This window comes from Pilosibacter rotomagensis, assembly GCF_045062245.2.
Taxonomy (GTDB): domain Bacteria; phylum Bacillota; class Clostridia; order Lachnospirales; family Lachnospiraceae; genus Pilosibacter.
Window position 1 is genome coordinate 317,068 of the sequence record NZ_CM170323.1, and the last position, 22,344, is coordinate 339,411.

Sequence of the window (22,344 nt, forward strand, 5' to 3'; positions counted from 1 at the left end):
TAAAAAGATGGGAAAAATATTAACAGTAGTCGTTCCGACTTACAATGCGGAAAAATATCTCAGGGACAATCTGGAATCCTTTAAAATTCCGGAGCTGATGGAAGATCTTGAGATCCTGATCGTCAATGACGGATCTACGGACCATTCCCTTGAGATTGCTGAGGAATATGTCCGGCAGTATCCGGATACCTACCGCGTGATCACAAAAGAAAACGGCGGACATGGCTCCGGGATCAACTGCGGGATTGCAAATGCGCGGGGAACATATTTCAAAGTGGTCGATGCCGATGACTGGGTCGGCGAAAAAGCATTTTGCGATCTGGTCCGAACCTTAAAGACAAGTAACGCAGATGTCGTCTATTCCGGATTCTTATGGACTTACGACAATGGCGAGACCGACAAGACGAAATTTCAGACAAAAGCGGAGATCACGATCCCGTTTGAAGGCGTGGAATACCAGAAAACGTACTCGTTTGATTCAATCGCGGACAAGCTCTATATGAAGATGCATAACATGACGATCAAGACAGAAATTCTCCGTGAAAATCAGGTCCACATTGATGAGCATTGTTACTACGTCGATACCGAGTACATCACTTACCCGATCCCGTATGTAAAGACGATCTGCTTTGTGGATGGATTTGTTTATTACTATCGTCTTGGACGGGCGGGACAGAGCGTTGGACTTGAGAAGATGCAGAAGAATGAGGAGAATTACAACAAGGTACTGGAATCGCTGCTGAAATTTTACCGCCAACTTGGTAATCAGGTTCCGTGTACGGAAATCAAAAAACAGTACATTGCAAGACTGATCGCCCGCGTCATTGCCGGCAAATTCAAGATCATGCTCAGCTTTTCACCATCTGCAAAGAAAAAACAGCAGATTAAGCAGTATGATCAGAATCTGAAAACTCAATACCGGGACATCTACGACAGCAATATCAACAAGGCAGTCTCACTGCTGAGAAAAACACAGTATCATACATATTATCTGGTAAATCTGATGGTCAGGAGCATGTGCAGATAGAAAATATGCAAAGAGGTTTTTATGGACAAAATCATATCGTTTATCATACCATCCTATAATGTGGAACAATATCTGGAAAAATGTCTCTCGTCCTTTTTGAATCCACAGGCGATCGAACAGATGGAAGTAATCATTGTGGATGATGGATCGAAAGACCGGACCGCCCGGATCGCCGGAGACTATGTAAAACAATATCCGGAGCTGTTTCGCCTGATCTCAAAGGAAAACGGCGGACATGGTTCCGCAATCAATGCAGGAACGGCAGCAGCTGTCGGGCGATATCTGAAGGTGATTGATGCGGATGACTGGGTAGTCACAGAAAACTTAAAGGAGCTTGTCGACAAGCTGGCAGTATGCACAGCGGACGTCGTTTTAAATCCATATCACCAGGTCGATATGAAGACAGGAGAAAAAACGGTCTGGAAAATGTTCCTGGACCGGTATGAAGTGACCTATACATTGGAGGATGTCGTACAAAACTGGAAGAAATTTGACCGTTGTTTTGCATTCCACGGAATCTGTTATAACCGGGAATTTTACCAGAGACACCGCTATGAATTACCGGAAAAAATCTTCTATGAAGATCATGAATACACAACGATCCCTTGCTCGTATGCGGCAAGTATTTATCCGATCGACCTGTATCTGTATCAGTATCTGGTAGGAAACGCGGAACAGAGCGTATCGGTCACAAACCGATTAAAGCGAATGAGCCATGTGGAAAAAGTAACGGAGGATCTGATCCGCCATTATAATGCACATCCGGAATTTTCGGATGCAGCGAAGGAATATATCTACAAAAAAACAGAAGGTGTCATTCTAAGCTACTATGTAGCAGGATGCATCATGAATCCGAATAAAAGAACCGGACGTAGCGATTGTCTTCGATACAATACAATGATCCGAACTCTGAATCCGGAAATCTGGAACCGCGTCAGCAGGAAGTTCCGGATTTATCTCTGGATGAACCGATTTGGAATTTCATATCCGATGTATGAGAAGATGCTGCATTCCGGGGTTTATAATAAATTGAGACATAATCATAAACTCGAAAAAGAAAATGAAGCAAAAACGGAGGAGAATCTGAAATCACGATGAGTAAATTCATAAAAAGGCTGGCAACCTTTCAGCACTATAAGCCGCTGTTATCGCAGCTGGTCATGAAAGATATTAAACTAAAGTACAGGAGAAGCTTCCTCGGATATGTGTGGAGTATCTTAAACCCGTTAATGATCATGGGAATCATGGTACTCGTATTTTCCAATATGTTCCGTTTTGATATTCAGAGTTATCCGGTATATTTGATCGTTGGTCAGACAATCTTTAACTTTGTCTCGGAATCAACAAACCAGGCGATGTGGTCGATCACCGGCAATGCGGCACTTCTGAAAAAAACATATGTCCCAAAGTACATTTTTACGTTATCGAAAGTAACCAGTTCGTTCGTAAACACGCTCTTTGCTTTGGGAGCTATGCTTCTTGTATTCATTATCTGCAGAGTTACCTTTAGCTTAAATATGCTCTTTATTCCGGTAATCCTGATCCAGGTATATATTTTCGCACTGGGATTAGGAATGCTCCTTGCAGCAGGGAACGTATTTTTCAGAGATATCCAGTATATTTACAGTGCGTTTTTAACTGCATGGATGTACGTTACTCCGATCTTTTATCCGCTCAGTCAGCTCCCTGAAAATTTACAGACAGCGATCAAAACTTTTAATCCGTTATACACCTATATCACCCAGTTCCGGACGATCGTTCTCGATGTAGCCTGCCCGGATATGGGAATGGTTTTATACGGCTTTGTAGTTGCTTTTGTTACGCTGGGAGTCGGTACACTGGTCTTTTTAAAGAGCCAGGATCGCTTTATCCTGTATATCTAATTGAATGAGGACAAAATTATGAATAACGAATATGCAGTGCGCGTTGAACATGCCGTTGTGCGCTTTAACATGGCCTCCGAGCGGATCGACAATCTAAAGGAATACTTTGTAAAACTGGTCCGCAGAGAGCTGATGTTCAAAGAATTTTTCGCATTGAAAGATGTAAGCTTTGAGGTAAAAAAAGGAGAGGCCTGGGGAATCATCGGTACAAACGGATCCGGAAAATCAACGTTACTGAAGCTGATTTGCGGGATCTTAAAACCGTATAAAGGAGAAGTCCTGATCAACGGTTCGATCGCCCCGTTGATCGAGCTTGGGGCTGGATTTGACGGTGACCTCACCGCAAGGGAGAATATCTTCTTAAACGGAGCTGTTCTTGGATACGATAAGCAGTTTATGGAACAGCATTTTGATGAGATAGTTGATTTCGCAGAGCTATGGGATTTCCTTGATATGCCGATCAAGAACTATTCTTCCGGTATGGCGGCCCGTCTTGGCTTTGCGATCGCAACGGTCGTAAGACCGGATATCCTGATCTGCGACGAAGTCCTTTCTGTCGGAGACTATGCGTTCCAGCAGAAGTGTGAGCAGAGAATGAGTGATATGCGAAAGAACGGGACGACGCTTTTGTATGTGTCACATTCCATTGAGTCAGTAAAGAGTGTATGTGATCATGCACTGTGGCTCGATAAAGGAACGGTCAAAATGATCGGGGATGTGGAAACGGTTGGGGATGCCTATATGGAGGCACTGAGCTAAACGAAAGGGTTACTTTTATAAAAAAAGTATCATGGAACAGTTGTGGGAAACATAAAGATTTTAATTTCGTGTCATAAACAGAGCATTGTGCCTGACAGTGAGATCATGCTTCCGATCGAAGTTGGAGCTGATCTGCGCAGCAAGCATATTGAGGGTTATATTCAGGATAATAGCGGTGACAATATTTCTGCAAAAAATAAAATGTACTGTGAATTAACGGCACAATATTGGGCATGGAAGAATCTGGATGCAGATTACTATGGCTTTTTTCATTACAGAAGATATCTGAATTTTTCAGAGAACAAATATCCGTTAGATTCATGGCAGAATATCACGGAGGAACGCTTAAACGATACCTGCCTGAAAAAATATAATCTGAACGATGACTGTATCCGAAACATGGTTGAAACATACGATATAGTTTTATCGGAAGAAAAAAATGTTGCAAAAATGCCGGACAGAAATACGTCTGTGTATGAGCAATATAAAAATGGAAGATCCTTAAATATCTGGGATTTGGATCTGGTGCGTGATATCATCGCCGCTAAATATCCGGATTATCTGGATACCTTTGAAGATGTCATGAAAGGCAGAAAGACCTGCCTTTGCAATATGTATATCATGAAAAAAGAGCTTTTTCATGAATATATGAGCTGGCTGTTTGATATCCTTTTTGAGTTTGAGAAGAAAGCCGACATGAGCGAATATACGGTTGAAGGGTATCGTACTCCCGGACACCTTGCGGAACGTTTGCTGACTGTGTTCTGTTGGTATACGCAGAGAAAAAAGAATCTCAGGGTAAAAAAGCTCCAGACAATCATCTTCCTGAAAACAGATCAGAAGATGACGTTAGCTCAGGCGAAAAAAACAGCTCCTGCTTTTGACACGAACAATGTAGCAATTGCGGTTGCTGCGAATGATTATTTTATTCCGTATTGCGCGACATTTTTGAAATCGATGGCAGAGCATAGCGATAGTGATAAGAACTATGATATTCTTTTACTCTCTCAGGACGTTTCAGATATCAACGTAAAGAACGTGAAAAAAATGCTTTCTGCGTGGAAAAATATTTCTCTGCGGGTGCTCGATCCGAGTGTATTGATTGACCAATATACATTCCATATTGAGGGACATTTTAGCAAAGAAACTTACTATCGTCTTGTACTGCCAGAGTTACTGCCGAATTACGATAAAGTTCTTTATCTTGATTCGGATATGATCGCGATGGATGACGTTGCAAAGATTTATGATGAAAATATTGATGGTTATCTCCTGGCAGCGTGCCATGACGCAGATACCGCTGGATTATATAACGGATATCGGAAGGATAAAAAAGATTATACCGATAAGATCCTGAAATTAAAAGAGCCCTACCAGTATTTTCAGGCTGGTGTCTTGCTTTTAAACCTTGAGGAATTCCGCAAACGATATACAACAAAACAGATTCTGGACTTTGCAGTTTCGGAAAAGTGGCAGCTGCTGGACCAGGATATTTTAAATAAACTGTGTGAAGGCGCTGTCAAATATATTGATATGAGCTGGAATGTTATGGTCGATTTTGCCGGCATAAGAATAAACCAGATCATCGCACTGGCGCCAAGATGGCTGAACGAGATGTACCAAGAAGCCAGAAAAAATCCGAAGATCATTCACTACGCAGGCCCGCAAAAGCCATGGTTTGAACCGGAAATGGATTTTGGAATGCAGTTCTGGGAGTGTGCGAGAGAGACGGCATATTATGAGGTTATGCTGGGACGGATGAATGAACAATCCAATAAACCAGGTCGTATGAATAAGAGAAAAGAAAATAACAACATATTCCATAGAGGATTACAATGTGTAGAAGATCATGGAATATTATATACGATTGGTTATCTGCCGAAATACCTATGTAAAAAAATAAACGGAGATGATAGAAAATGAAAGCGTTACTTACGATCATTGTGCCAGCATATAATGTAGAAAAATATATTGCTGATTGTTTAAATAGTTTAATTCATCAGTCACAGATGAATCATAAAATTGTAATTGTAAATGATGGTTCAACTGACAAAACAGAAGAAATTTGTCTGGAATTTAAGAAAAATAATGAAGATTTAATTACATATGTATACCAGGAAAATAAGGGACTAGGTGGAGCACGAAATACAGGAATGCGTTATGTAGACACTCCATTTTTGTGTTTTTTAGATAGTGATGATTGGCTTAACAATCGTTTTGTTGAATGTTTTAGCAAAATGATAGAAAATACAGATGAATTACCAGAATTAGTATTTACGCTTCCATGGGTATTTGATACTGTCACGAGACGTGTGATGGAGTGGAAAGATAAAGATCTGTATGATCAGATTTTTGACTCAAAATCGGGAGATTCAAGAGTGATAACAAACACAAGAAATAACCCGGAATTATATGCATTGGAAGTGAATGCATGCAGAAAAATTTATAAGACGGACTTTTTGAAAAAACAAGATTTTCAGTTTCCATTAAAATTAAAATGGGAAGATGTGCCAGGGCATTTTCTGCTGCTGCATGAGGCTAATACATGCATGGCATTGCCAGAGATTGGCTTTTTCTATCGCACAAATCAGGGAGGGCAAATTACATCTGGCGGAGGGGCATCACGCTTGGACATGATTCCGATATTCAAACAGCTGTTGGATGTTCAAAAAAATTTTGACTTTAATTTAATTGAAAGGGCATATGTATTAAGAGTTATCATTGATTTTAGTATGTGGAGTGTAGATGTTACAAATCAGCAATATATTGGAAAGTTGCTTGAAGAACTTCATAAACTGTATCAGATTTTTCCACAAAAAGATATTAGCTATTATTTGAATAATATTTCAAAAAATAGAAAGAAGGAAAAACGATTTATCGATGCTTTATGCGGCAAGGAATATGGAGAGCTTGCTGATTATCGAACAAGAGAAAAAATAATTGAAAAACGTATCAAGGGAAAGAAAAATATTATTAGAGGAGGAATACAGTGTATATGTGACCATGGACTTAGTTATACACTGGTATTAATGTGCAGAAAGATCTATTCTGCATTTGATAAAAATTGAATGGAGATGAATAAATGAACGAGATAAGTTGTTTCTTAAACTCTAATCCGGAAATAAAAAATGTAGCACTTCTGGTTGGAGATAAATATACATATCAAAATTTAAGAGAGTTTGTTAAGGATATTAGCATTGATCATTTAGTGGTGATCAATCCATTTCCGGATTCTAAAACAAGAGAAATACGAGAGCAGCTAGAGTATGATAGAAATTATATGTCTTTTAACATACCTAAATTGATTGAATTTATAGATATCAATGAATTCAACGGGATGGATGGAACTTGGGCATTATTTGCAGAGTGGATAGAAGCGGATTTATTATTGAATGTGAATAAATGGAAGCCTGCATATCTATTAGCGGATTTATGGAAAGATTATATAACAGCTTTCAAAGTATGGGAAGCTTATAAAAATTCTGCGGTACATATTTTGATTAAAACGCGTAGATGGGGCAAGGCAGATCAGATTTTAGAATGGGATAGTAGCGAAAGTGGAGATGTGGAATTAAGTGTTATTTTCCCAATGTATAATGTGGAAAAATACCTTGATCAGTGTATTGAGAGTGTGACAGCATGGAAAGCACCTTATGTAGAGTTCTTGTTTGTAAATGATGGATCTCCAGATAATTCAAGAGAGGTTGTGCTAAAATGGGCAAAGGAAGATCCAAGAATTAAACTTTTGGATAAACCCAATGGAGGATGTGCATCTGCTAGACAATATGGACTTGATCATGCAAAGGGAAAGTATATTGGTTTTATTGATCCGGATGATTATATTGACGAGAGTATGTATAGAAAACTCTTGCGTGCAGCTATGACAGGCTCCTATGATATCAGTTATTGCGGATATAACGAGTATTATGAAGACACAAAAACGCAGAAACGTGTAGACGATGCGTTGGGTGTGCCATATTGTGATGGTACTACAAATACACAGGAAATACTTAATTTAATTACATATTGCCGTGTTGCAATCTGGCGAGGCATATATAAAGCAGAAATGCTTAAAAAGAATAACATTCATTTTTATACGGACTTGCGTAGATTTGATGATCTCCCATTTAAAGTAGAAACATTTGCAGCAGCTAAATCAGTCATAGCAGTTCCGGAACATTTATATTATTATAGACTTGCGAGACCCGGACAGGATGTTGCCGCAGACGATGAGCGTTTATATGTTCATTTCGATATCTTTAAGTATTTAAATAAATCGATTGCTGATCAGAATAATGGATTTTTAACAGATCAGCTCCAGATGTGCAAGATACAGACGCATCTGCATGCATTAAGAAAAATAAAGGATGAATTTAAAGAATATTATATTAAACATGCAAAAGAGGATTTAGATAGTACAGGAACATTTAAAAGAACATACGAGCTTGCACGCGAAAGAATTGGTCAGGAAAATGCGAACTATTACAAAGCGATTGAACAGAATAATGTGAAAGTATTTAGTAATCTATAAATGAGCAAATCCCCCAAATTGCACAAAGTTACCCTACAAGCTCTAAAACCTCTTCAAAGTTTGATATTTGCTCATTTATAGAATTAAGAAAAGCCGCAAAAGCGGCTTTTCGCTGACAAGGTACTTGCTATGGTGCGTTTACATTTTTGGAATCGCAGAGCAATCTTTAGATTAGAAATTGCTCTATGAATAATTCAGGCTTATTTTGCGTAAAAGAAATGGAGAAGTTTGATATATGAACTTTAAAACGATAAGAAACTATAAAATATTATTTATAATTGTAGTTTTATTGCAACTATTATTTTGCATGTATATGGGACATCAAAAACGTAGTTTTTTCTGTGATGAAATATATTCATATGGTCTTGCCAATAGTGAACACTATACGTTTTTAGATAATGAGTCTTCTAAAATGTATGGAGCAGACACAAATGGATGGGTTGATTCAAATTACTTTAAAGATTATGTTGAGGTGAATAGCACTGATTCGTTTTCGTTTTCGGCTGCTATTCAAAATCAAATTAGAGATGTACATCCTCCATTATATTATATGCTTTTACATATAGTATGTGCTTTTACATATAGTATGTGCTTTCTTCCCTGATACATTTACAAAATGGACTGGAATTGGTTTGAACTTATTTTTGACAGTGCTTGTAGATATACTATTATGTTATATAGCCCAAACTGTTTTTAGAGGGGATAAGATTAAATCACTTATGGTGCTTTGGCTTTGGGCTTTTTCTGCTGCAGCGGTATCTAATATTTTATTTATAAGAATGTATTTATTACAGACTGTAGAGATATTGGCATATATAGCAGTACATATTTATATAGTAAAGGAAAACTATAAACCGATATTAAAAGGCTTTTTGCTGATAATGACTGTAATTATAGGAGGCTTGACACATTATTATTTTTATGTTTTTGCATTTTGTTTTTCAGCACCGATTTGTTTGATCTTGCTTTTTAAAAAGAAGATTAGGGATTTTTTGAAGTATTCCACCCTATTATTATCAGGTTTTTTGATAAATTTGTTCCTGTTTCCAGCGACGCTGAAGCATGTCTTTAGTGGATATAGAGGTACGGAAGTTGCTAATAATTTACAAGTACGAACAGAGAATGTATTTGTTGAATCTTATTTAAAGTGGATTAATAATTCAATTTTTGGAGGATTTTTAAAAGTCTTTGTATTAGTTGCTATAGGAATTTTAATATACAAAATATATTCTGTATACTTTACAATGCAAATCCGAAAACTATCTGAAAAAATTAGAATTTCTATTAAGAAATGCGAAAAAGAATTTGAGTATGAGGTGACAGTAGATAGTTATTCGATTATATATATATTGATGACAATTGCAACTGTAGGATTTATATATGTTGCAACAATTGGATCAAATCTTGTTTCCAATAGATATATATATCCGGCTTATCCAATTATTTCAGTGTGGATTATAAGTTGCCTGTTTTGTATTACGAAAAAGAAAATCATTATATGGTGTATTTCTACGTTGATGTGCGTGTGCAGCTTTGTGAAATATGGAGTGGATTTTCAGTATAATGATTATGATGAAATTACTCAAAATGGTAAAATGGTACAGGGTGATGATTGTTTGCTATACTATGGACCAGATTGGCTGGATATTTATACAGCTTTGCCATTAAAATTTCAATATGATGAAACTTATTTTTTTAATTCAGATGATATTGAAAATTTGAATGAAATATTAAATGCACGTTCTTCATATGATGATGTAGTGGTTTGCTTGCCAGATAAAATGTCCAATCAAGATGCAACTGATATATTAAATAAAATAATTTCCAATACGGAATACACCAATTATCAGAGCATGTATCATTTTTATACACAAGCATATTTGTTAGAGTGATTTATTTGAGCGGTATAAACATAGGAGAAAAGGTATGAAGATAGCATTAATTGTTCCATGCTATAATGAACAGGAAGCACTTCCGATTTTTTATAGAGAAATGTCAAAAATAATGAAAGAGATAGATTGCCAGTATGAATTGATTTTTGTAAATGATGGTTCAAAAGATAATACTCTTTCCATTTTAAAAGAACTTGCAGAAAAGGATGAAAATGTTACTTATCTTTCATTTTCTAGAAACTTTGGAAAAGAAGCAGCAATGTATGCGGGCTTTTGCAATGCAGATGCGGATTATGTGGCAGTGATGGATGCTGATATGCAGGATCCGCCTGCATTGCTGCCAGAAATGGTGAAAATTTTAGAGTCTGGAGAATATGACAGTGTAGCGACACGCAGAGTGAGCCGTGATGGTGAGCCACCAATTCGTTCTTGGTTCGCAAGAAAATTCTATCAACTGATCAATAAGATATCGGATGCAGATATTGTAGACGGAGCCAGAGATTTTCGTTTGATGAAACGGGGAATGGTGGAATCAATTGTTGCTATGGGCGAGTATAACCGCTTTTCGAAAGGCATATTTGGATGGATTGGTTTTAAAACCTACTGGCTGCCATTTAAAAATGTAGAGCGTGTAGCTGGTGAAACGAAATGGAACTTCTGGAAATTATTTAAGTATGCGATAGATGGAATCATCAACTTTTCTGAAGCACCGCTTAGTATTGCATCTTGGACAGGAATCGGGATGACGTTTGTCTCGTTTATAATCATGCTTATAATCATTGTAAGAAGATTATGTTTTGGGGATCCTGTTGCTGGATGGGCTTCTACAATGTGTGTCATTATTTTTATTGGAGCGATCCAACTTTTCTGTATGGGAATCATGGGACAGTATATTGCTAAAACCTACAATGAAACGAAACATAGACCGCATTATATCGTCTCAGAAAGCAATAAAAAATCAGTTAAGAAAATACAATAGAGAGATGTAAATTAAGATTAAATACAAAAATTACGAAGGGCGTAGTTGATATCAATGAAAGAAAAGTATGGTGAAATCGTGCGATATTTAATCGTAGGAATATTGACAACCATAGTGAGCTTAGGGACATATTATGGTTGTGTATTTACATTCCTGAATCCTGAAAATGCATTACAGTTACAGTTGGCGAATATATTATCGTGGATTATTGCAGTGACATTTGCATATGCAATGAGCCGTATTTATGTGTTCCAAAGTAAACAGGAAAATATTCTGAGGGAAATGGCTGCATTTTACTCTTCTCGCTTGTTGACCTTATTTATGGACATGGCAATCATGTTTATTATGGTTACATTATGTAGGGTGAATGATAAATTGGCAAAATTAGTTGTTCAGGTTGTGGTGACAGTGGCAAACTATGTATTTAGTAAGATATTCGTATTCCGCAGAGAATGATGAAGTACACTTATGAGCCATTTGTAAAATGTTTATCATGAAAAAATGGATGTAAATCATGTGCTTGAGCGAGAAAATTAATGGAACGATCAGCTTTGTATAAGATAATATAAAAGAACGTAAGTGCTAAAAATAATAAATTAAGGCAGGAAATACAAAAGAGTGGAAACAATAATCTGGATCGCAGCGGCGATCATTGTATATTTTACAGGGACCGGAAAGAAACAGGGGCAGGGAAAGGAGCGGAAAGAGAAAGTTTATCTCGGCTGTTCTCTATTTGCAGCGCTATGCTGTGAATTTGCGATCAAGGTGGTGTTCCATATCCACTACCTGTCGATATGGCTGATCCTGACGTATGCGCTGATCGCGGCGCAGTGCAGCCGGATGTTGTGGATCTTCATTTGCATACCGGAGAAACGGAACCAGGTTTATTCCATGTCAATCAAGATGGCGGTCGGCATGGGGATCCTGGCGTTTTATTATGTGAATCTCTCACGTGATGTGATCGGCGTCACGAAGATTGCAAACCAGTTCCCGCCGGTGAGTACGGGGATGGCAGATCTTATGATCCTTGCGGCAACTGCGATCTGGATCTATGGAACGGACGTGCTCCGGCGGTTTCCGGAGTGTGCGAGAGCGTTCTACTGGATCTTTCTGGCGATCACTCCGTTCCTTGCATTTTTCCTCGAGGAACTCTGCTGGAACCCGTCGGTGACGGGGATCAGCCTTTTAAACGGGGAGTTGAACGTCCTGATCTATCTGATCCTGGAAGTAATTTTTGTGTGCGTGATGCAGAAAGGGATGCTCGGGCTTCAGGCGCTATATATCTTTGCGTGGTTTGTCGGCGCGCTCAATTATTATCTCCTGAAGTTCCGTGGACAGCCGTTCCTTGCAACGGATATTTTTGCACTGCGGACGGCCATGTCGGTCGCAGGGCAGTATACGTTTGAGGTCGCGGAGGAGCTGGCGTTTACGTTTCTGATCCTGTATTTTCTGTTTACCTGTATGTGGGCGCTTGGAAAGACGGAAATCTTTCAGAGGAGAGCGGGAAAGAAACGGATTCTGATCAAGGGCTGCGGAGCAATCGGGGCGGCCGCGGCATTGTTTTTCTGGATCGGCAGCTATGATTTCCCGGATACCTACAATATTTGGATTGATTTCTGGGCGCAGGTAAATACATATCAGACAACCGGTTTTGCTCCGGCGTTTATCTCATTCTGGCAGAGGATGAAGATCAGTAAGCCGGATGGCTATACGGAGCAGAGTGCGGAAGAAATTTTGGATGAGTACGGGGCGGCGGAAGCTCCTGCGGAAACGGAGAAGAAAGATACCGGCGAGCAGCCGATGATCATTACGATCATGAATGAATCGTTCAGTGATTTGAGCGTCCTGGGACCGCTTGCATGTACGGAGGATGATCTTTCGTTTTTCCATTCGCTGAAGGATGATCCGCACATAATCGAGTATGGATGGGATTATGTTTCAACCCGGGGCGGCGGGACATCCACGACGGAGTTCGAATATCTGACGGGGGATTCGATGACCTATACAAACGGGATCAATCCATACTCCAGCTTTGATTTTACGAATGTGCCGTCCATGGTCTCGATCTTAAAGGAACAGGGCTACCACACGATCGCGATGCATCCGGAAAATCCGGAGAACTGGCGAAGAAGTGTTGTTTACCCGAAGCTTGGGTTTGATGAGTTTCTGTCGATCAGCGCGTTTGAGGACAGTGAGCGGACGGTCTGGAACCGGGTGTCTGATCTTGGGGATTATCAGAAGCTGATCGAGGTTTATGAGGCACAGACGGAACCGACTTTTATTTTCAATGTCACGATGCAGAATCACGGAGGATATGACGGGATCGGGGAGCTGAAGCCGGAGGAGATCGTTGATGTTGATGAGGAATACAGCGGGTATTCAGATCTTCAGATGTATGAGTCGCTGATCGCGAAGTCGGATCAGGCGCTCTCGTATCTGATCTCCTATTTTGAGCAGGAGGACCAGCCGATGATTATCTGTTTCTTTGGGGATCATCAGCCGGCGCTGAACGGGGACTTTGAGAATGCGCTTAGGGAAGCCGGGAGAGAGGACACGGATACGGATCTTACGATGACGGAGAAGATCTATACGGTGCCGTATTTTATCTGGAGCAACTATGATATCCCGGAGGATTATTCGATGAAGAATTCCCAGGGAGAAGATGTGGTCAGCACAAATTATCTCGGGACGCTGGTACGGAAGTATGCGGGGCTGGAGCTGTCTGCGTATGACCGTTACCGGATGAACCAGAGAGAGCAGATCCCGGTGTTTAATTTCGCCGGATATATGACCGCGGATGGGGACTGGTATGATCTTTGGGCGGAGAATAGTTACAGGGAATGGATCGAGAGGTACCGGACAGTGCAGTATTATGCGTTGTTTGATCGGAAGAGGAATGGGAGGTATTTTGTGGGGGAGTGAGGAATTCCTATTCTTGCAATCAACATTCCCCTATGATAAAATATAGTACAGTATATTCGTAGGAAGAGGTAGATGAGATCCTATAATCCGAAGATTGTTATACAGGCTGAAGAATGATGATGAATTAGGATAAAAATATTAAATCACAAAGCAGACCATACGAAAGCTTATACGGTCTGCTTTTGTCTCATAATGGATCAAAAAGATGTGATGCTGCTGTAGGAGGTGACGGGCGCATATGAAAATAAAAAAGCTGACTTTGAGTAATTTCATGGCTTTTGAAAACTTACAATTGGATTGGTCGGATAATATCAATGTTATCTGCGGAGAGAACAGTACCGGAAAGACAACATTACTGAAGGCGATGTATTCTCTTATTAAGCCTTTAAATGAAGTAAATCGTGAAAATTTGACAAAGGAGATGGAAGAGCAGTATTTTGTGAAAAAACTGCAGGGAGTTTTTCGACCGGATGAAATGAAACTGGGGCGTTTGGTGAGTCGAAAAAGAGGAAACAAGAGAACAGATTTTTCGGTGGATCTTGATAAAAAACAGAAAGTCTCGGCTGGATTTAGCCGTGGACAGGCGAATCATGCAGATATCAATATTATAAAAAACAAATTTGCGGAGAAATATGAAGCGATTTACATTCCGACAAAAGAAATGATCTCTACGGTGGAACATTTCGTGACACTATATGAGGAGTATCATATTGACTTTGAGGAAATGTATTACGATCTTGCAAAACTTTTGGACCGTCCTCTTTCCAAGGGACCAAATACAAATGAGCAGAATCAGATTTTAAGCAGTCTGGAAGATATTATGAAAGGTAATATCGTGCAGAGAGATAAAAAGTTTTATTTTAAAATAAAAGGTGAAGGCGAATTTGAGATGGGATTGCTTTCTGATGGGTACAGAAAATTATCGATGATCATCTATATGATTCTGTCAGGGAGTCTGAACAGGAATACGATCTTATTCTGGGACGAGCCGGAGACGAATATGAATCCGAAAATGATTCGCCCGATCGTGCAGGCACTGGTTGCCCTGGCGCAGATGGGGGTACAGGTTTTTGTATCAACGCACGATTATTTTATTCAGCAGGAATTTAATATGGTTGCATCTTATCCGGAATTGAACCCCTCGAAGCTGGATGTACGCTTTTTATCTTTATACAGAGACGAAAAGACACATGATGTCCACTATGAGATGACTCATTCGGCTTCAGACCTTGCGCATAATGCGATTATGCAGGAGTTTGATGCGATGTACGACAGAGAACAGAGGATTATTTATGGTAATTAAAGAAGAAAGCGGATTGAAATTTGGTTTTCCCGAAAAAAGCATAGTGATCAAGTTTGATGATACGTTATTTTATCGAGATTATTTCAATAGATTTCCAGGATCAAAGGGTATCGATTTTGTTTCTGTAAGTCCGAATCAGATTGCATTTATAGAGGTGAAAAACTGCAGAGGCGATGAGGGTAATTGCAGATGGAGAATTGCACCGGATAACAAGAAAAAGGAAACAGCCAGTACAACTCTTGATCTTACAGGAAGAGATAGCCTGGATATTGAAGTAACACAGAAAGTAGCTATGACAATAGCTTCCATAATCGGAGCAAAGTCATTCGGGGATAAAAAAGATTGTCTGAGTGAATTTGACAAGTTTATCCAGTTTTTGTCATCTGAATCGTTTTCGGATGACTCAAAAAAGAAATATGTAATCTTGTTTCTGGAAGGAGATTTTGGAAGCAAAACGCGCAGCAAAAAGATGATCATGCAGTCATTACAGGACAGTATGAACCGGAAGCTGAGATGGTTCAATTGCAGAGTATCTGTTGTTGATTCTGATTCCTATGATCCTAGGGTGTTTCATATTACGAGCTGAGACGATAAGGCTTAGGTTATGAAGTATGTATACACGAATCAAATATTTTGGAAGGAGAAAAATACAATGTACGATTATTTAGTAGTAGGAGCAGGACTTTACGGCGCAGTATTTGCGCATGAGGCGAAGAAACATGGAAAATCTGTTTTAGTGATCGATAAGCGTCCGAATATTGCGGGAAATGTTTATACGGAGGATATCGAGAAGATCCATGTACATAAATATGGCGCACATATTTTCCATACCAATAACCGCAAGGTCTGGGAGTATGTGAATCAGTTTGCAGAATTCAATCGTTTTACAAATTCTCCGGTAGCAAATTATCATGGGGAGCTGTATTCGCTGCCGTTTAACATGTACACGTTTAATAAGATGTGGGGCGTTGTAACGCCGGAGGAAGCGGCTGCAAAGATCGAGGAGCAGAAGAAAGCGGCCGGGATCACGGAGCCGAAGAATCTCGAGGAGCAGGCGATCAGCCTTGTTGGAACCGATATTTACGAAAAGCTTGTAAAGGGATATACGGAGAAGCAGTGGGGAAGACCGTGTTCGGAGCTTCCGGCATTTATCATTAAGCGTCTTCCGGTGCGTCTGACGTTTGATAATAACTATTTTAATGCGTTATATCAGGGAATCCCGATGGGCGGATATACGAAGATGGTCGCGAACATGCTGGATGGTATTGAGGTGAAGCTTGGCGTGGATTATCTGGCGGAGAAGGAAGCGTATGATGCAATGGCGGAGAAGGTGATCTACACGGGCGCGATCGATGCGTATTTTGACTTTAAGCTTGGCGCATTGGAATACCGTTCCGTCCGCTTTGAGACTGAGCTTCTTGATAAACCGAATTTCCAGGGAAATGCAGCGGTGAACTACACGGATGCAGAGACTCCATGGACACGTATCATTGAGCACAAGTGGTTTGAGTTTGGAAAAGATGATGAAGGAAACGAGATCCCGAAGACGGTGATCAGCCGTGAGTACAGCTCCGAATGGAAGCCCGGAGATGAGCCGTATTACCCGGTCAATGATGAGAAGAATGGAAATCTCTATGCGGAGTACAAAAAGCTCGCAGAGGGCGAGCAGAAGGTCGTATTCGGTGGCCGTTTAGGTGAGTATAAGTATTATGATATGGATGCGGTGATCGCATCGGCGTTGGAGATGTGTGAAAAGATGCTGTAAATTAGATGAGTCTCTAGGAGATGATCCTAGGGACTTGTTTGAATATAGATAAGGACCATATAACAAACAAAATAAATAATTGACAGGTCCTTAACTCTGCTGTAAAATATAACAAGAAAGAAGGGAGAGATATATTATGAATGAAAACCCTAAAGCAACACATTATGGAATTTGGATCCTAAATAAAGATAAAGATATTAAGATTGAATGCTATGTGATGGACACAAAAGAAAGAGTTTTATCATTACGTGGCGCTGCAAGAACAATAGGTCTTGTCGGAAATGGAAGTCAGGCGCTTGCGCGAAATTTGAATGCACAATGGATTGCTCCTTATTTAAGTGATGGATTAAAAGAATGGTTGGAAAAGGCAAACAGAAATGAATTGCCAATTTATAGAGGAATTAGAGGAAAATTCATGCCTTTTGAGGCATCACTTTTTGTAGATTTATGTAAGGCATATGTTGACGCTATGCATGATCATGCATTACAGACAGAAAAGCAGGAACAAACAGCCAGGCGCCTTTATGCCATTATGACAGCGTTTGCAAAAACTGGTTTAATAGCGGTTATAGATGAAGTTACTGGTTATCAGGCAGATCGAGATCGTGATGAAATGCAAAAGGTGCTTGAGAAGTATATCAGCGCAGAACTTTTACCTTGGGCAAAAAGGTTCCCAGATGAATTTTATAAACAAATGTTCAGACTGAAAGGATGGGAATATAAGGGAAAAGCAAAAACTCCTTATGCGGGAAAGCTTACCAATAAATATATTTATGAATATTTGCCCAAAGGAGTGCTCGAAGAACTGCAGAAAGAGACACCGAAAAGCGATACTGGTAATAGAAAAAACAGATTTCATCAGCATTTATCAGAAGAGACAGGACTCCCTAATTTAGATAAACAGCTTCAGCAGACCATAGCATTGATGAAAGCATCTGATTCATGGGAGGAATTTGATCACTTATTTAAAAAAGCAATGGATGCACAACACATCGAGTGATTGCAAAATCGTTGCTGAAAAAGAGTTGGATTTTTGCATGACGCCTAATGCATTTGCAATATCTGTTTAGATTTTCTTGACGATTTAGGATAATTAATTCATTCAGCAGGTGACTGTAGTTAACAAGCTTACAGCAATAATTTCTCTGGTACACTTCTGCGTAGCAGGTGGAGAGAAAATACGATTTACCAGTGCTTGTAGCTCTGCAAATACCAACAATTTGGTTTGACTATCACCATATTTTTCGGAATGGAGGAAGAGATTTATAGCTTTTAATGTATGCATTCCAATTAATTCAAATTCATAGGTGTTTACAATTTTTCATTGAGTTATTCAGATACAGTGTGTAAAATATTGAATAAAGTTCATGGTAAATGAGGTCCCTGCCGAATTTAATATGCAGGAATTTGTGGGTAGGTGGGAAGTATAATTTGCTGCCTGACATCGAAGTGGATGAACATCATGTTGGTGTGTATGCCAGCAGGTCAGACGGACATATGGTAAATGTGGCTCATCCAAAGAGCCTGCTCCATGGAAGTCCGGTATCGGCTTCTCTTGCAGCTGCCATCATGAACGGAAAGTATGTAAATGCGGTCCCACTTTATCGTCTTGAACAGGAACTCCTTCGTTATGGTCTTGCCATAACCAGACAGAACATGGCAAACTGGATGATCCGTCTGGGAGAAGAATACCTTTCTGTCCTGTATGATCACCTTTATGCACTGCTTTACGGCTATCATGTCATCCAGGCGGATGAGACACCGGTGCTGGTGAACCGGGATGGCCGTGGTGCCGGATCCCAGAGTTATATGTGGGTATACCGTTCCGGCCATATGTATCCGGAAAAACAGATCATCCTTTATGAATATCAGAGGACCAGGAACGCCGCTCATCCCAGAGAATTCCTGAAAGACTATTCCGGTATCTGTGTAACGGATGGCTATCAGGTTTACCACACTCTTGAAAAAGAGCGGGAAGACCTGACGATTGCTGGCTGCTGGGTCCATGCGCGCAGGCGATTTGATGAAGCACTTACGCTAGTTCCCAAAGAAGGGCAGAAAGAATCTGCATCCTATCTGATCTTAAAACAGATCCAGGAGATCTACCGGAAAGAAGGGCAATTAAAAGGCCGTCCCTCTGAAGAACGACTTGCCCGGCGTCAGGCGACCATCAAACAGTTGGTGGATGCCTTGTTTGCGTACCTGAAACAACACGAAAACGAAGTTGGTGCAGATAAATGCCTGTGCCGTATTTGGTGGACAAATCGGGACATCTTCGGCGGCCAGTATGAGGCACATGAACCGGCCAAATGATTCTGCAATCTACAGCCTCTCAACCACAACCCGACACCTCTTCTTACGGAACGCAATCCCATAAGCAAGAATCTCTCTCCGCCCATCAGCCCGAAGATCTTCATCATACCTCCGATCTTTGATCTGCTGAATTGCCCGCGCACATGCTTGATCAAGCTCATCAAATGTTCGGGTGTATTTTAATTCTATGATGATTCCGGCGTCCGGATTTTTAGGTTTGATCAGGATATCCGCGAATCCATCTCCGGATTCTTTATTTGATTTAACTGCCCATCCGGCATGATTTTTCAGAATGCCGAGAAGGATGCCATGATAGAAAATTTCTTTTTCCTCATTTCTTGATTTCGTATCAAGAATGCTGATCGTTTCGCCAAGGAACATTGTTAATTCTTTTTGGATGTCATCTGCTTTTCCCTCAAGAAATCCGCGATTGATCTTCTCTGTGGATGCCTGGTTGCTTTCAATCACGCGGTCAAACCATTCCCTGATCTGGAGGACAAATACTTCACGGACTTCTTTGTTCGGAATGACCAACTGATATACATGATTCCCTACACATCCAACCTGTGTAAGGTATCCGGTTGTAAAAAGTACACTCCATATATTGTCAATACTGTTATCGATTTCATCATAAGTCAGATCCAGACGGATTCTCTTCTCGACCGTTTTTTCAGCGATCAGCTGTTCAATTTCATCTCTGGTAGTTGCATCAGCTTTATCAATAAAACGTTTTACAAGATCATTTCCACTGCTGTTGATCCAATAGGATTTCGGCTTTGCCTTCTTTTGGTATCTAAAATGTTTATGTGTGATAGGATAGTCTTTGCAATAATGGAACCTCCAAATATAATATTTCTCTCATGTAAGAGATAAGTCTATTATATCTGGAAAATCTGTCCGTTTAATTAGGCCCTCCATGTCCGCCGATTAAGTCCTACGGTGTCCGCTAAATATGGCACAGATGTCCGCTTGGCTTGGCAATCTGCAGCAATACAGAGCCGGTTCCGGTTGATGGACCGGCTCTGCTGTTTAGGAGCTTCCATTGATCTGAAAGAAACTGTCGGTGGCGGGCATGGCAGCTAAGCTATAGTTTCTCTGCCATCACCCGACACCTTTTCTTCCAGAACGCGATCCCATAAAGCATGATCTGGGACCGCCCGTCATTTTTCAGATATTCCTCATATCTGCGATCCCTGATCTGCGCGAGTGCCTTTTCGCAGGCGTTTTCCAGGGCAGATAGATCTTTTACATATTTCAGCTCTATGACGATACCGGAGTCGGGATCGTCTGTCTCGACGATAATATCGGCAAAGCCATCACCAGCCTCTACATTTGATTTTACAAGCCAGTTGGAGTTCCCGACGAGGAGTCCGACGAGAAGTGTATGGTAGGAGCTTTCTTTTTCTTCATTGCGGGCTTTTGTATCGAAGACACTGATCGAATTGCTCAGTGTCCGATTTAAATATTTTTCAAGCGCCTGTGTATTTCCTTCTTCAAAATTTTTCCAGAATTCAGTCAGTTGTTCCGTATTACTGAAAATAGAATTTTTAAACCATTCCTGGATCTGCAGCTTATAGACTTCCCGTATCTCCTTATTTGGGATGATAAGCTGGTAGGCACCATCCGGTGTCATACCGTCCTGAGTCAGATATCCGGTGGCAAACAGAACACTCCACAGGTTGTCGATGCTGTTATCGATTTCATCGTAGGTGAGTTCCAGGCGGATGTCTTTTTCAATTGCTTCTCCGGCGATCAGACGTTCGATCTCATCTCGGGTTGTCTTATTTGCTTTGTCGATGAATCGCTTTACAAGTTCATTGCCGCTGGTGTTCAGCCAATAAGACTGGGGTCTTGCAGTTGGATCTGCGCAGAGCCTGTCAACATGATTGATCACGTCCCATGGACAGTAGATGTCTGCGTTGCCGAAACGATAGCCGTCGTACCATTCTTTCGTTTCGGAAAGATGAGATTCCAGACGATAGGAACTCAGAAGCTGTAAAACCTCATCTTCGGTAAAGCCGAACTGTTCATCAAAACGGGCATCTGTGATCGAGAGCACTTTAAAGTTGTTTAAACCTGTAAAAATACTTTCTTTTGAGATCCGAAGACAGCCGGTGAGAACAGCGAATTGAAGACAGCTGTTTGACTTTAAAGCCTGGCTGAACAGACCGCGGATCAGGGAAACCATTTCCTTGTAGTAACCGTGATGGAACGCCTTGTCGAGCGGCACATCGTATTCATCAATCAGAATGATCACTTTTTTTCCATAATGCTGAAACAGGAGCTGTGACAGGAGTTGAAGCGATGATGTAAGCAGCTTATGATTCATCATGTACAGTCCGTCCCGGATAGAAATGATCGTGCGGTAGATGTCTTTGTCCTCATCTGTCAGCCGGCTGCTGTCTGATAAAAACTGAAAACGCCGTGCTTCGTTGGCAATTACCTCGGTTAGACGATATTTCGCTTCTTCAAACGATAATCCATCCACTCCTTTGAGGGAAAGAAAGATTACCGGATACTTTCCCATATGGTTTTCGCAGAGCTCACGGTTTTGGGAGATGTAGAGCCCATCGAAGAGTGTATGATCGGTTCCAATCTCAAAAAAGCTCTTGAGCATGCTCATGTTCAGGGTTTTTCCGAAACGGCGTGGGCGGGTGAAGAGGTTTACTTCGCCCCAATTTTCGAGTATCTGTGAGATCAGTTTTGTTTTATCGACATAGTAAAAATTTTCTTTCCGGATTTTCTCAAAAGAATCAATTCCAATTGGTAATTTTAATTGTCCCGTCAATGATGTTACATCTCCTTTCGCTATGCCACTGCAAGGTACAGAAAGATCAGAACTGAAAATTCTTACCTGCGAATAGCAATATAAAATCCTATGTTTTCAAGTGATTTTATTTTATCATTGATTGGGAGGGATAGCAAGGAGGGCGTTTCATTGTGTGCGGAACCCAAAAATGAACTACAGAT

At 40.4% G+C, this 22,344-nt stretch carries 19 protein-coding genes; 17 read left to right on the plus strand and 2 right to left on the minus strand.

All coding sequences use genetic code 11. From position 1 onward, the window contains the following. The first annotated feature begins 7 nt into the window (after positions 1-7). From ACI3EW_RS01410 to tnpC, 17 genes are all read left to right on the plus strand, one after another. Positions 8-1,027: a glycosyltransferase family 2 protein gene (locus ACI3EW_RS01410; RefSeq protein ID WP_405579857.1), complete on the plus strand. Its 1,020-nt coding sequence runs from the start codon at positions 8-10 to the stop codon at positions 1,025-1,027. Between the two features lie 21 nt (positions 1,028-1,048). Next, positions 1,049-2,125, plus strand: coding sequence for a glycosyltransferase family 2 protein (locus tag ACI3EW_RS01415; RefSeq protein ID WP_405579860.1), 1,077 nt, complete (start codon positions 1,049-1,051; stop codon positions 2,123-2,125). Further along, the gene (locus ACI3EW_RS01420) at positions 2,122-2,910 is read left to right on the plus strand and encodes an ABC transporter permease (protein WP_118515021.1); all 789 of its coding nucleotides are present in this window, start codon (positions 2,122-2,124) and stop codon (positions 2,908-2,910) included. The genes ACI3EW_RS01415 and ACI3EW_RS01420 overlap by 4 nt, the downstream gene beginning before the upstream one ends. An 18-nt stretch (positions 2,911-2,928) precedes the next feature. Next, the gene (locus ACI3EW_RS01425) at positions 2,929-3,669 is read left to right on the plus strand and encodes an ABC transporter ATP-binding protein (protein WP_215703356.1); all 741 of its coding nucleotides are present in this window, start codon (positions 2,929-2,931) and stop codon (positions 3,667-3,669) included. Positions 3,670-3,711: 42 nt separating this feature from the next. Next, positions 3,712-5,592, plus strand: a complete 1,881-nt coding sequence (locus tag ACI3EW_RS01430) for a DUF4422 domain-containing protein (protein WP_405579864.1) — start codon at positions 3,712-3,714, stop codon at positions 5,590-5,592. Beyond that, complete coding sequence (locus ACI3EW_RS01435; protein WP_405579867.1) at positions 5,589-6,737, plus strand: glycosyltransferase family 2 protein; 1,149 nt, start codon at positions 5,589-5,591, stop codon at positions 6,735-6,737. The genes ACI3EW_RS01430 and ACI3EW_RS01435 overlap by 4 nt, the downstream gene beginning before the upstream one ends. A gap of 14 nt (positions 6,738-6,751) precedes the next feature. Then, complete coding sequence (locus tag ACI3EW_RS01440) at positions 6,752-8,200, plus strand: glycosyltransferase (protein WP_405579870.1); 1,449 nt, start codon at positions 6,752-6,754, stop codon at positions 8,198-8,200. Between the two features lie 235 nt (positions 8,201-8,435). Then, positions 8,436-8,804 carry a hypothetical protein gene (locus ACI3EW_RS01445; RefSeq protein ID WP_485663251.1) on the plus strand — a complete coding sequence of 123 codons (369 nt, stop codon included), beginning with the start codon at positions 8,436-8,438 and terminating at the stop codon, positions 8,802-8,804. A 28-nt stretch (positions 8,805-8,832) separates the two neighbouring features. After that, entirely contained in the window at positions 8,833-10,092 is a 1,260-nt protein-coding gene (locus tag ACI3EW_RS01450; protein ID WP_485663252.1) for a hypothetical protein, read from the plus strand. 34 nt (positions 10,093-10,126) lie between these two features. Then, on the plus strand, positions 10,127-11,071 hold the full coding sequence (locus tag ACI3EW_RS01455; RefSeq protein WP_405579876.1) for a glycosyltransferase family 2 protein: 945 nt from the start codon (positions 10,127-10,129) through the stop codon (positions 11,069-11,071). A gap of 54 nt (positions 11,072-11,125) precedes the next feature. After that, a complete protein-coding gene (locus ACI3EW_RS01460) occupies positions 11,126-11,527 on the plus strand; it encodes a GtrA family protein (protein ID WP_405579879.1) in 402 nt (133 codons plus the stop codon). Between the two features lie 162 nt (positions 11,528-11,689). Beyond that, positions 11,690-13,993 carry an LTA synthase family protein gene (locus tag ACI3EW_RS01465; RefSeq protein ID WP_485663253.1) on the plus strand — a complete coding sequence of 768 codons (2,304 nt, stop codon included), beginning with the start codon at positions 11,690-11,692 and terminating at the stop codon, positions 13,991-13,993. A 238-nt stretch (positions 13,994-14,231) separates the two neighbouring features. Next, entirely contained in the window at positions 14,232-15,296 is a 1,065-nt protein-coding gene (locus ACI3EW_RS01470; RefSeq protein WP_215703369.1) for an AAA family ATPase, read from the plus strand. Then, positions 15,286-15,882: a DUF6661 family protein gene (locus ACI3EW_RS01475; protein WP_405579888.1), complete on the plus strand. Its 597-nt coding sequence runs from the start codon at positions 15,286-15,288 to the stop codon at positions 15,880-15,882. The genes ACI3EW_RS01470 and ACI3EW_RS01475 overlap by 11 nt, the downstream gene beginning before the upstream one ends. Before the next feature lie 66 nt (positions 15,883-15,948). Beyond that, positions 15,949-17,061: a UDP-galactopyranose mutase gene (gene glf / locus ACI3EW_RS01480; protein ID WP_405579891.1), complete on the plus strand. Its 1,113-nt coding sequence runs from the start codon at positions 15,949-15,951 to the stop codon at positions 17,059-17,061. A 136-nt stretch (positions 17,062-17,197) separates the two neighbouring features. Next, positions 17,198-18,061 (plus strand): P63C domain-containing protein, encoded by an 864-nt coding sequence (locus ACI3EW_RS01485; RefSeq protein ID WP_405579893.1) that lies wholly within the window; start codon positions 17,198-17,200, stop codon positions 18,059-18,061. A gap of 431 nt (positions 18,062-18,492) precedes the next feature. Further along, positions 18,493-19,374 (plus strand): IS66 family transposase, encoded by an 882-nt coding sequence (gene tnpC, locus ACI3EW_RS01490; RefSeq protein ID WP_405579896.1) that lies wholly within the window; start codon positions 18,493-18,495, stop codon positions 19,372-19,374. Between the two features lie 9 nt (positions 19,375-19,383). Here tnpC and ACI3EW_RS01495 read toward each other — a convergent pair whose 3' ends face one another. Beyond that, entirely contained in the window at positions 19,384-19,908 is a 525-nt protein-coding gene (locus tag ACI3EW_RS01495; RefSeq protein ID WP_405579899.1) for a PD-(D/E)XK nuclease domain-containing protein, read from the minus strand. Between the two features lie 550 nt (positions 19,909-20,458). Next, entirely contained in the window at positions 20,459-22,162 is a 1,704-nt protein-coding gene (locus ACI3EW_RS01500) for an AAA family ATPase (RefSeq protein WP_405579902.1), read from the minus strand. Positions 22,163-22,344: the final 182 nt, after the last annotated feature.

What these genes read in the sequence shown, in the direction of transcription:
- ACI3EW_RS01410 (WP_405579857.1), top strand. Translation starts at nt 8, where the DNA reads ATGGGAAAAATATTAACAGTAGTCGTTCCGACTTACAATGCGGAAAAA.
- ACI3EW_RS01415 (WP_405579860.1), top strand. Translation starts at nt 1,049, where the DNA reads ATGGACAAAATCATATCGTTTATCATACCATCCTATAATGTGGAACAA.
- ACI3EW_RS01420 (WP_118515021.1), top strand. Translation starts at nt 2,122, where the DNA reads ATGAGTAAATTCATAAAAAGGCTGGCAACCTTTCAGCACTATAAGCCG.
- ACI3EW_RS01425 (WP_215703356.1), top strand. Translation starts at nt 2,929, where the DNA reads ATGAATAACGAATATGCAGTGCGCGTTGAACATGCCGTTGTGCGCTTT.
- ACI3EW_RS01435 (WP_405579867.1), top strand. Translation starts at nt 5,589, where the DNA reads ATGAAAGCGTTACTTACGATCATTGTGCCAGCATATAATGTAGAAAAA.
- ACI3EW_RS01440 (WP_405579870.1), top strand. Translation starts at nt 6,752, where the DNA reads ATGAACGAGATAAGTTGTTTCTTAAACTCTAATCCGGAAATAAAAAAT.
- ACI3EW_RS01445 (WP_485663251.1), top strand. Translation starts at nt 8,436, where the DNA reads ATGAACTTTAAAACGATAAGAAACTATAAAATATTATTTATAATTGTA.
- ACI3EW_RS01455 (WP_405579876.1), top strand. Translation starts at nt 10,127, where the DNA reads ATGAAGATAGCATTAATTGTTCCATGCTATAATGAACAGGAAGCACTT.
- ACI3EW_RS01460 (WP_405579879.1), top strand. Translation starts at nt 11,126, where the DNA reads ATGAAAGAAAAGTATGGTGAAATCGTGCGATATTTAATCGTAGGAATA.
- ACI3EW_RS01470 (WP_215703369.1), top strand. Translation starts at nt 14,232, where the DNA reads ATGAAAATAAAAAAGCTGACTTTGAGTAATTTCATGGCTTTTGAAAAC.
- ACI3EW_RS01475 (WP_405579888.1), top strand. Translation starts at nt 15,286, where the DNA reads ATGGTAATTAAAGAAGAAAGCGGATTGAAATTTGGTTTTCCCGAAAAA.
- glf (WP_405579891.1), top strand. Translation starts at nt 15,949, where the DNA reads ATGTACGATTATTTAGTAGTAGGAGCAGGACTTTACGGCGCAGTATTT.
- ACI3EW_RS01485 (WP_405579893.1), top strand. Translation starts at nt 17,198, where the DNA reads ATGAATGAAAACCCTAAAGCAACACATTATGGAATTTGGATCCTAAAT.